The sequence below is a fragment of the Flavobacterium sp. CBA20B-1 genome, assembly GCF_028473145.1.
GTDB lineage: Bacteria > Bacteroidota > Bacteroidia > Flavobacteriales > Flavobacteriaceae > Flavobacterium.
In genome coordinates, this window is sequence record NZ_CP092370.1 from 748,297 (window position 1) to 758,753 (window position 10,457).

The 10,457-nt window shown below is 34.2% G+C and carries 9 protein-coding genes; 5 read left to right on the top strand and 4 right to left on the bottom strand.

Annotated features, from left to right (window positions below; genetic code table 11):
* Window positions 1-23 precede the first annotated feature (23 nt).
* Window positions 24-908, bottom strand: coding sequence for an AraC family transcriptional regulator (locus tag MG290_RS03775; protein ID WP_264562575.1), 885 nt, complete (start codon window positions 906-908; stop codon window positions 24-26).
* Between the two features lie 234 nt (window positions 909-1,142).
* On the opposite strand from MG290_RS03775, the gene MG290_RS03780 reads away from it, so the two are divergent.
* From MG290_RS03780 to mqo, 5 genes are all read left to right on the top strand, one after another.
* The gene (locus MG290_RS03780; RefSeq protein WP_264562576.1) at window positions 1,143-3,428 is read left to right on the top strand and encodes a DUF748 domain-containing protein; all 2,286 of its coding nucleotides are present in this window, start codon (window positions 1,143-1,145) and stop codon (window positions 3,426-3,428) included.
* Window positions 3,429-3,464: 36 nt separating this feature from the next.
* The gene (locus tag MG290_RS03785) at window positions 3,465-4,211 is read left to right on the top strand and encodes an SDR family NAD(P)-dependent oxidoreductase (protein ID WP_264562577.1); all 747 of its coding nucleotides are present in this window, start codon (window positions 3,465-3,467) and stop codon (window positions 4,209-4,211) included.
* A gap of 88 nt (window positions 4,212-4,299) precedes the next feature.
* Complete coding sequence (locus MG290_RS03790; protein WP_264562578.1) at window positions 4,300-5,484, top strand: AIR synthase related protein; 1,185 nt, start codon at window positions 4,300-4,302, stop codon at window positions 5,482-5,484.
* A 10-nt stretch (window positions 5,485-5,494) separates the two neighbouring features.
* A complete protein-coding gene (gene ruvX, locus MG290_RS03795) occupies window positions 5,495-5,896 on the top strand; it encodes a Holliday junction resolvase RuvX (RefSeq protein WP_264562579.1) in 402 nt (133 codons plus the stop codon).
* 42 nt (window positions 5,897-5,938) lie between these two features.
* Window positions 5,939-7,429: a malate dehydrogenase (quinone) gene (gene mqo / locus MG290_RS03800; protein WP_264562580.1), complete on the top strand. Its 1,491-nt coding sequence runs from the start codon at window positions 5,939-5,941 to the stop codon at window positions 7,427-7,429.
* Between the two features lie 102 nt (window positions 7,430-7,531).
* Here the strand turns inward: mqo and MG290_RS03805 are convergent, their stop codons facing one another.
* Genes MG290_RS03805 through tsaD form a run of 3 tightly spaced genes read right to left on the bottom strand, consistent with a single transcriptional unit; the run spans window position 7,532 to window position 10,438 of the window.
* A complete protein-coding gene (locus tag MG290_RS03805; RefSeq protein WP_264562581.1) occupies window positions 7,532-8,710 on the bottom strand; it encodes a class I SAM-dependent methyltransferase in 1,179 nt (392 codons plus the stop codon).
* 1 nt (window position 8,711) lies between these two features.
* Window positions 8,712-9,416, bottom strand: coding sequence for a 16S rRNA (uracil(1498)-N(3))-methyltransferase (locus MG290_RS03810; RefSeq protein ID WP_264562582.1), 705 nt, complete (start codon window positions 9,414-9,416; stop codon window positions 8,712-8,714).
* Between the two features lie 2 nt (window positions 9,417-9,418).
* The gene (gene tsaD, locus MG290_RS03815; protein ID WP_264562583.1) at window positions 9,419-10,438 is read right to left on the bottom strand and encodes a tRNA (adenosine(37)-N6)-threonylcarbamoyltransferase complex transferase subunit TsaD; all 1,020 of its coding nucleotides are present in this window, start codon (window positions 10,436-10,438) and stop codon (window positions 9,419-9,421) included.
* Window positions 10,439-10,457: the final 19 nt, after the last annotated feature.

The following is a 10,457-nucleotide window of genomic DNA, read 5'->3' on the forward strand; positions in this document are numbered from 1 at the left end:
AATTTTTGCCTTGCAAAAGGTAATTAACGGTCTTGTTGATATTGCTTTTTAAAATCTGATGCCTTGATTCCCGTGTTTTTTTTAAACAAACGCGAAAAATAGGTATAATCGTTAAAGCCGAGTTTTAAAGCAATTTCGTTTAAGGTTAAATCGGTATAAAGCAACTGTCTTTTTGCTTCTAAAATCACGCGTTCGGTGATTATTTGCGTAGTGGTTTTTTGAGTAACAGATTGCACAATACGGTTTAAATGTTTTTGGGTAATATTCAATAAATCAGCATATTGTGATGCCGATTTGTTTTCTTTAAAATGCAAATCTACCAATTTTTCAAAGTTTGAAAACAAGGTTTGATAATGTTTTAAATGGGTTAGGTTTATGGGGTTTTGTTTTTCGTGAAACCGGTTCAAATGAATATACATTTGGGTAAGATAAGCCACCATCAACTGTTTGTTTTTCAATTGTTTATTAGTAGTTTCGTTAATAATTTGCTCGAACAAAGTCTGAATTTGCTTGCATTGATGTTCTTTTAAATAAATACATTTTTCAGAGAAGTTCGATTCAAAAAACGGAAAATCTTTAATGGAATCATTCAAATAAATCATTTCGTAAAAATCTTCTGAATGAAAGAAAATGTATCCATCGGCATCATCAGACAATTCCCATGAATGCGTTTGTCCGGGATAAAGAAAAAAAACCGAGCCTGCCGTTACATCATATCTATTAAAATCAATCTCGTGTGTGCCGGTGCCTTTGGTGAATAAAAAAACTGCATAAAAATTGTGTCTATGTGGTTTTTCTATCCGCGAATGATGCAACTGCAAGTGGTTTGCAATGGTATTGGTGTAAAATGAATTGGGACTATTTGTTGTTTTAAAATCGTTAATTTTTAACAGTGTAATTTCAGACATGTTAAATATTTTGTGTAATTAATTATAAATCAATAACTTTGAATCATTACAAAACAGAACTTTGTATTTCATATTTATTTTTTTAAGATTGCTTAGACCTACTGGGCAATCTTTTTTTGGCGATGAAACCAAATACTTAGGTATAAATATACTGATTTTTTCTTTAAGAATACTTATACCGCTTCATAGCATATTTATGTAATTTTCACTACATTTATTGCAAATTGCAACTATATGAAACTTTCTAAACCAATAAAAACGATAGGAATTGTTGTTATAAGTATTCTCTTGCTTGCCTTTATTGCAAACATCGCAATAAATTTACTGATAAAAAACCAGCTTCCTGCGATTATCAATAAGCAAAACGATACAGCTTATGATTTAACTTACGAAGACTTAAGTTTTTCGATTTTTAATAATAGTATTTCGATTGAAAATGCAGCAATATCGCCCAAAAAAGAGCACAATATTAAGAAAGATATTGATTTCTATGGAAAAATTGAACGAATCAGCGTAACCGGTGTCAATTTTTTTGAATTGATAAAAGATAAAAATTTAAAAGCTTATACCATTTCGGTGATTGGTCCGGATTTAACAGTTATAAAACCACAAGAACGCGACACTTTAAAGAGCACCTCCAAACTTTCTTCGGTTATTGATATTGATAAAATTAGCGTGGAAAAAGCTCATTTGCGTATGGTAGATGCTACAAACGACACGCTTTTTCACGAAGTTTTTAATTTTAATGCAGAAATAAACGGGATTCACATGGGTGAATATACGGCGCAAAAAGACATTCCGTTTACTTATACCGATTACACTTTTAAGATCGATTCGCTTTACAGCAGGGTGAACGATTTGCAGATGGTGAAATCTGAAGAAATTGCAATTGATAAAGATCAAATTTCGGTTACAAATTTTAGAATGCTTCCTTTTAAATCTTCTAAAGAATTCAAACAAAACGACTTGCAATCAAGCACCCGAATTTTAGTGGAAGTTCCCAAATTGCATTTAAAAAATACCGATTGGGGATATCATGGTTTTGACTTGTTTGTAAAAGTACATACAATTGAAATTGATGCTATAAAGGTGCATATCTTAGATCAAAAAGACCAAAAAACGGTTCAAAATAAATTGCCCGATTATTCAAAAAGCAATCAATCACTTATTCCTTTTAAGCTGGATATTAACGAAATACACATCAATAAATCGGTTTTTAATTCTTTGGAATCGTTTATGGTGAACAACGTTAATATCACAATAAAAAAACTTTCAAACCGAGTAAACCAGCAACTTTCAATTGATGAATTTCAGTTAAATAATCCCAAATTTGTGCATATTCCTAAGAAACAGCCTTCAAAAAAATCAAACAATAACAATGAATTGAACGATTTGGTTTTTATTAAAAAAGTAACCGTAAACAATGCCCACTACACATTAAAAGAGCCTTCAGGCGCTGCCGATAAATTAAGTGTGGAAAATTTTAATTTATCATTGAATAATATTCGGGTGGATGATGAAACGCTGGCACAAAAAGTTCCGTTTACCTATGAAAATCCTTTGCTAACCACAGGAAAAATTGATTTTGACACCAATGGAATCTACAAAATACAGGCGCAATCTACCAAAATTCAACAAAAAAATGCTTCGGTTACTCATTTTAAATTGATACCTAAGATTTCAAAAGCGCAGCATAAAGCCCAACTAAAATACGCCCAAGATTATTACAATGTTTCGGTTAACAACTTGTTGCTCCATAATTTTACGTGGGGATTCGATGCTCAAGAAGCATTTTTTATTAAATTTAACGAAGTGGTGCTCAACAATATGGATGCTGCTATTTATCGCGATGTTTCCGTTCCGCTCAACCCAGAGGAAAATCACTTGTACAGTTACAGATTGCGAAATGTAGAATTTCCGTTTGAAGTAGCCACTTTGAAAATTAAAAATTCTAAACTTTCTTATTCAGAAGACACCCAAAACACAACCAGTCCGGGCAAGCTCACTTTTAGTGATTTTAATCTTACTGCTAAAAATCTTTATAGTGGTTACAAGCGTTCATCAGGACCCAAAACACAAATAAACGTGCGTACAAAATTCATGCAACAAGGAGATTTGGTGGCAAGTTGGCAATTTGACATCATGGATCGATCAGAACGATTCAATATCAATGGCGATTTAAAGAATTTTCCTGCCACAGCTATGAATCCGTTCTTAAAACCTTATTTAAAGGTGCAGGCCAACGGTACAATTGACCACATGGCATTTAACTTCAGCGGAAACAACAATACCGCAAACGGACATTATGCTATGGATTTCAACAACCTGAAAATGAAACTGTTCAATAAAGAAAACAAAGAACGGAAACTGTTAACGGCTGCTGCCAATTTGGTGGTGCGAACTGATACCGATGGATTTAAAAAAGTAGCAATAAAACCAGTGGACCGCATCAAAGAAAAATCGTTCTTTAATTATTTGTGGCAATGCATTATGCAAGGGCTAAAGCAAACGGTTATTTAAAAATGTGTTTTATCTTTACAAAAAATCCAGATTAAAATGAAAACAATTCTCATTACGGGCGCCAGTTCAGGAATTGGCTATGCAACTGCCAAAAAATTAGCTGCAGGCAACCGATTGATACTTTGTGGAAGAAGAGTGGAACGATTGCAAAAACTACAAACCGAACTTGCCGATACACCTACTTTAATACTAACATTTGATGTGTCCCAAAAAGAAGAAGTTTTTAATGCTTTTGATACAATTCCTGTTGAATGGCAAAACATCGATGTATTGATTAACAATGCCGGAAATGCACATGGTTTGGCAAGTTTTCAAGATGCCGATTTAGATGATTTAGACGCAATGATAAACAGCAACGTTAAAGGATTGATTTATGTAACCAAAGCATGTTTGCCTTTTATTAAAACTTCTAGTGAAGCACATATTGTCAACATTTCATCGATTGCCGGCAAGCAAATTTATGCAAACGGAACAACTTATTGTGCGTCAAAATGGGCAGTAGAAGCCCTTACAAAAGGTATGCGATTAGATTTTCTTCCTTTGGGAATAAAAGTTACCGGAATTGCACCAGGAGCCGTTGAAACAGAATTTTCTTTGGTTCGATTTAAAGGTAATGAAGCTATTGCAAATAAAGTCTATCAAGGCTACCAACCACTAAAAGCTGAAGATATAGCAGAAACCATTGCTTTTGCAGTAAATCAACCGAAACATGTTCAAGTTGCCGATATAACTATTTTACCCCAAACACAAGCCGACGCTACTACGATTTTGCGTAGTTTATAACAAATTGTACAATCGTTATATATTTGTTATTAATTCCATTGCAAAACATTGTTTTTAAATGTAAATTTGCACAACAACACACAAAAATATGAATTCAGATAATAGCACCAATCGTTATGCACAGCGCGGGGTATCTGCCCAAAAAGAAGATGTGCACAACGCTATAAAAAACATTGATAAAGGTTTATTTCCTAAAGCTTTCTGCAAAATTGTTCCAGATTATTTAACAAATGATGAAGATTATTGTTTGATTATGCATGCCGATGGCGCTGGAACAAAATCGTCTTTGGCTTATTTGTATTGGAAAGAAACCGGCGATTTATCTGTTTGGAGAGGCATTGCACAAGATGCTTTAATTATGAATATCGATGATTTATTATGTGTTGGTGCAACAGATAATATCATGTTATCTTCTACAATTGGTAGAAATAAAAATCTGGTTCCGGGCGAAGTCATTTCGGCTATCATCAACGGAACAGAAGAACTAATCGGTGATTTAAAGAAATTCGGAGTTACCATTCATTCTACAGGGGGCGAAACGGCTGATGTTGGTGATGTGGTTCGAACAATTATTGTAGATTCTACCGTTACAGCTCGAATGAAACGCAGCGATGTTATTGACAATGCCAATATTAAACCGGGCGATGTTATTGTTGGTTTGGAATCTTTCGGACAGGCAACTTACGAGAATGAGTACAACGGCGGTATGGGCAGCAACGGTTTAACATCTGCTCGTCATGATGTTTTTGCACATTATCTGGCAGAAAATTATCCGGAAAGTTTTGATCCATCTGTTCCAAAAGATTTGATTTATTCGGGTGCCAAAAAATTGACCGATGAAGTGGAAGGAGCTCCCGTAAATGCAGGAAAATTAGTACTTTCACCTACGCGAACCTATGCACCTATTATCAAAGAAATTTTAGCAAAATTCAACGCAAATGATGTGCACGGAATGGTGCATTGTTCGGGTGGTGCACAAACAAAAATTTTGCATTTTGTAGATAATGTCCACGTAATTAAAGACAATTTGTTCGATGTTCCGCCGTTATTTAAGTTGATACAAGAACAATCGCAAACTGGTTGGAAAGAAATGTATCAGGTTTTTAACTGTGGCCATAGAATGGAATTGTATGTGAACCCAGAAATTGCCGAAGAAATTATTGCCATTTCTAAATCGTTTAACGTTAATGCGCAAATTGTTGGAAGGGTAGAAGCTTCTAATTCTAAAAAGTTAACCATACAATCTAATTACAGAACGTTTGAATACAAATAATTTCAAACTTATGGCAATTGATTACGGTGGAAAACGTACCGGAATTGCCGTGACAGATGAAATGCAGATCATCGCATCGGGATTGACAACTGTTGAAACAAAAAATATTTTTCCGTTTTTAGAAAACTATTTTAAAACAGACAAAGTTGCAAAAATAATAGTGGGTGAACCAAAACGCATGAACAATGAGGCGTCAAGTATCGGAGCTGAAATTAATCAATTTGTAGAAAAATTAGCTAACTTGTATCCGCAAATTGAAATTATTAGAATGGATGAGCGTTTTACATCCAAAATTGCATTTCAAACAATGATTGACAGCGGATTAAAGAAAAAGCAACGCCAAAATAAAGCATTGGTTGACGAAATTGCAGCGACTATTTTGTTGCAAGATTATATGAACAGCAACCGCTAATAGAACACACAACAAAAGTTTAAAATAATAGATCATTTTAAAATGTCAACAAACAAAGGTACAGAAAGCGACATCGTATTAATTGGTGCTGGAATCATGAGTGCTACGCTTGGATTATTGTTAAAAGAATTAAATCCCGATGCCACCATTGAGATTTTTGAGCGTTTAGACAGTGCTGCTCAAGAAAGTTCTGATGCCATGAACAATGCCGGAACCGGTCATGCAGCTTTTTGTGAATTGAACTATACACCCGAAAAAAATGGGGTGATTGATACAACAAAAGCTTTGAATATTTGCGAACAGTTCGAAGAATCGCGTCAGTTTTGGTCGTATCTTGTTCGAAAAAACATTATTCAATCACCTAAAACGTTTGTGAATTCGGTGCCGCACATGAGTTTTGTTTGGGGCGATGCAAATGTAAACTTCCTTCAAAAAAGATACCAAGCTTTAAAGAAAGAACCTCTTTTTGAAGCAATGGAATACAGCGAAGAGAAAGCAACCATTAAAGAATGGGCACCGCTTATCATGCAAAATCGCAGTGAAAACGATAAAGTTGCCGCAACGTATATGAATTTGGGAACCGATGTGAATTTTGGTGAATTAACCCGCCGAATGATCAAGCATCAGGTAAACCAAAATGGTGTAAGTGTTACTTTTAATACAGAGGTTTACGATTTAAAACGCACAAAAGATGGTAAATGGAACATCTTTGTTAAAGATATAAAAACCGGGAAAAAACGTACCATAACAGCAAAATTTGTATTTATTGGTGCAGGTGGAGCCTCTATTTTATTATTAAAAAAATCGGGAATTCCCGAAGGAAAACACTACGGCGGATTTCCAGTTTCTGGTCAATGGTTGGTTTGCGAAGACGAGCAATTGGCAGAACAGCATTTTGCAAAAGTGTACGGATTGGCATCTGTTGGTGCACCACCCATGTCGGTTCCACACTTAGACACTCGATTTGTAAATGGTAAAAAATCATTACTTTTTGGGCCGTATGCAGGTTTTTCAACCAAATTTTTAAAAACCGGATCGTATTGGGATTTGTTCAAATCTATTTCAACAGGAAACATCGGAACGATGGTTGGTGCTGGTTTAGACAATATGGCATTAACCAAATATTTAATTTCTGAAGTGTTGGCTTCACCTGAAAAGAAACTGGCGTCATTAAGACAATATTTTCCTAATGCAAAACAAGAAAATTGGCGATTGGAAATTGCCGGTCAGCGTGTGCAAACCATGAAGCGCGATAAAAATGGTAAAGCAGAGTTGGCTTTTGGAACCGAAGTGGTGAATGCTGCAGATGGAAGTTTGGCGGTTTTATTAGGTGCTTCACCAGGAGCTTCTACAACCGTTACCATTATGCTGCAATTGATTGAAAAATGTTTCCCAAATGAGTATAAGTCAGCAGAATGGCAGGCAAAATTCAAAGAAATGATTCCTTCGTTTGGATTGAAATTAAACGATCATCCGGAATTATTAAAAGAATTAAGAGCAGAAACTTCTAAAACATTAGAGTTAAAATATTAAAAATAAGTATATCATTATATTTACAGTATTTTTGTCATTCCGTAGGAATCTAAAAGATAATTTCAGTATTATAAATAAGTTAGAAATAATAATAACGACCGACTAACTATCGGTCGTTATTTTTTTACAAATCACCACTATTTTATCATTCTTTAAATCGGTTGTGAAAAATGCGTACAAGTCGCCACCATCTTTAATTTTATGTTTTTTACGGATTTCTTCTACTTTTAAAGGGAAATTTCGAGTAGTAATGTTACACTTTGTATTTTCTAAAAATTTAATTTCTTTTTTATTGTACGGAATAATTTGTTCAATTTTAAAAGATCTTCCTGGAAAATCAATTAATTCGTTGGAAGTGTACAAATGCGAATGTTTATGCAACTTTTGCACCTTAAATTTAATGGTAAGATGGTTATAAACACCTATTTTTAAATAACTGCTGAATGGTTCATACAAATAATTGAACGGAAGCGATAATTGGCAATCCATAGCATCATTTAAAGGAAATGTATCTTGATGAAAGGTTCCATCGTTTGAGATGTTAACTGCGATCAACTCTGGTTCTTTTATAAAATCTCTCTGCAAAACAATTAAAAGCTCTTTCACTTCGTTTTGTAAACCAATCGCGTAAATGGTTTTAACATTACTTAATTCGTTTAATATAGACGAAATGTCAAGTAGCGGAGCAACTTTAATTAAGATGTTATCTGATTTTTCAAACAACAAATCATGCAATTCAACTATGTTTGGTGTACAGTCTTTTAATAGAAAAACTTTTGTTTTTTTATCATCTCTTCGTGCAGGATCAATATAAATCCAATCGAAATTTTCAGTCGATTTTTTAAGGTAAGTAATACTGTCGCCAGAAATAGCTTCAATATTATCAACATTCAAAACGTTGAAATTATGCTGAACAATTGCCGATAAATCTTCTTGAAATTCACAATGAATTACTTTTTTAAATCGTTTGGCAAAATAAAAAGCATCCACACCAAAACCTCCAGTTAAGTCGATTAGTTTTTCTCCTGAAATTAATTCGCTTTTAAACTTTGCCAAGGCTTCCGATGAAGTTTGTTCGATAGATAATGTGTTGGGAAAAACAATATCATTATTTGCAAACCAAGTGGGTAATTTCTTTTCGGCTTTCTGTTTTGCTTGTATCTGATTTAAAATCCACGACCATTCACAATCTGGAAACGGATTTTTCTTTAAAGCTAAAGTATTAATGTCTTTCTTTAAGTTATCGTTTATAAATTGCTTTAAATCAGCTGATAAATTCATTTTAATTATTTAATAAGGCAAACGTATGGCAACCAACAATGGCAGCAGTTTCGGTACGCAAGCGTGTGTTTCCTAAAGCAACGGGCAAAAAACCATTCGCAATTGCTTTATTAATTTCGTTGGTAGAAAAATCACCTTCCGGACCAATTAATAAAGTGTAATGCTGCTTTTTTTCCATTCGATCTTTTAATTCCACTTTATCGGTTTCTTCACAATGTGCAATAAATTTTTGTCCGCTGATTTCTTTCGATAAAAATTCAGTCAGTTTTATTGGCTCGTTTAAAACAGGGAGATACATTTGGTTAGATTGTTTCATGGCACTGATTAAAATTTTATCAAAACGTTCGGTTTTAATAATTTTTCTTTCGGAGTGATCGCAAATAATCGGTGTAATTTCATTCACACCAATTTCGGTAGCTTTCTCTAAAAACCATTCGTAACGATCGTTCATTTTAGTTGGTGCAACTACCATGTGAATTTTAAAGTTTCTTGCTTTAATAAATTGTGATTCTTTTATTGTAACCACACATTTTTTTTCTGATGCTAAAATAATTTCGCAAACAAATAAAAAACCTTTTCCGTTGGTAATGTGCAAAATAGAACCTTCTAATTTACGTAAAACTTTAACAATGTGTTTACTTTCTTCTTTATCAAAAGTAAATTCATTTGTATCATTGTCTATATTTGGAGCGTAAAATAATTGCATAATTAAAATTCTAATCTTGCTTTAGAAACTACTTCATCATCACTCAAAATTCCTAAACGAAATTTGTGATACCCCACAATACCAATCATCGCGGCATTATCAGTGGTATATTCAAATTTAGGAATAAAAGTTTTCCAGCCGTATTTGGTTTCGGTTTCTTTTAAGGCTTTGCGAATCCCCGAATTTGCCGAAACACCGCCGCCAATTGCAATCTGTGTAATTCCGGTTTGTTCAACCGCAAGCTTAATTTTATCCATCAAAATTTTAATAATGATGTTTTGAACAGATGCACAGATATCATCAATGTTTTCTTTGATAAAATCTGGATTTTTCTGAACTTCTTTCTGAATAAAATATAAAATCTGCGTTTTTAATCCCGAAAAACTAAAATTCAATCCATCAACTTTTGGTTTCGTGAAAGCATAAGCTTTTGGATTTCCGTTTTGAGCGTGTTTGTCAATCAAAGGTCCGCCAGGATAAGGAAAACCTAATATTTTTGCCGTTTTATCATAAGCCTCGCCAACAGCATCATCGGTTGTTTCACCTAAAATTTCCATATCAACAAAAGAATTCACTTTCACAATTTGTGTATGTCCACCGCTAATGGTCATCGCTAAAAACGGAAAAGTCGGTTTGTCAAATCCTTCTTCATCAATAAAATGAGCCAAAATATGAGCGTGCATGTGGTTTACGGCAATCAGCGGAATGTTCAAAGCCATACTTAACGATTTTGCAAACGAACCACCTACCAACAACGATCCCATCAAACCAGGACCTTGCGTAAATGCAATGGCACTTAAATCGGTTTTCTGTATGCCGGCTTTTTGTAACGCAACTTCTACAACAGGCACAATGTTTTGTTGGTGCGCACGCGATGCCAGTTCGGGAATTACACCGCCGTACAGCTCGTGAATTTCCTGCTTTGCCACCACATTGCTCAATACTTTATCATTGCATAATACGGCAGCACCGGTATCGTCGCACGAACTTTCAATCGCTAATATGTAGTTTTTGTTTTTCATTAAAAAAAAATGGTACAGT